This is a genomic window from Heliobacterium mobile, assembly GCF_009720735.1.
Lineage (GTDB): Bacteria > Bacillota > Desulfitobacteriia > Heliobacteriales > Heliobacteriaceae > Heliobacterium > Heliobacterium mobile.
Map to the genome: position 1 here is coordinate 1 of NZ_WNKU01000136.1, position 506 is coordinate 506.

Annotated in this window: 1 tRNA gene and 2 rRNA genes; all 3 read right to left on the reverse strand. The window is 52.6% G+C overall.

Going from position 1 to position 506, the window contains the following annotated elements:
- Nucleotides 1–153: ribosomal RNA gene (locus tag GJ688_RS20140) — 23S ribosomal RNA — on the reverse strand; the annotation flags it as partial.
- Between the two features lie 137 nt (nucleotides 154–290).
- Nucleotides 291–366: transfer RNA gene (locus GJ688_RS20145), tRNA-Ala, on the reverse strand.
- A gap of 54 nt (nucleotides 367–420) precedes the next feature.
- Nucleotides 421–506 (reverse strand): 5S ribosomal RNA (gene rrf, locus GJ688_RS20150); the annotation flags it as partial.

A 506-nucleotide genomic window follows, 5' to 3' on the forward strand; every position in this document is an offset into this window, starting at 1 on the left:
CGATGTCCGGATATGACTCCGGACGGGTTGCCCCATTCGGGTATCTACGGGTCTACGCCTGCTTGCGGCTCTCCGTAGCTTTTCGCAGCTGTCCGCGCCCTTCTTCGCCTCTCAGCGCCTAGGCATCCACCGTATGCCCTTACTAACTTGACCTTATTTTGATCATGACTTCTGCCTACGACTTGCGCCGCTGAACAGTTATCATGAATCGATTGCGCTTTACATTTACCTTTGTGCAGTTTTCAAGGAACAAACCTGTCGCCGTTAAACGACATGTGGATTGATAAATTTGGTGGAGCTAAGCGGGATCGAACCGCTGACCTCTTGAATGCCATTCAAGCGCTCTCCCAGCTGAGCTATAGCCCCATTTATACCGGATACGATACGCATCCGGTAATACCGGCTTTGTTACACCGGTCAATCTGGCAACGACCTACTCTCCCAGGGACCAACGTCCCAAGTACCATCGGCGCAGGAGGGCTTAACTTCCGTGTTCGGGATGGGAA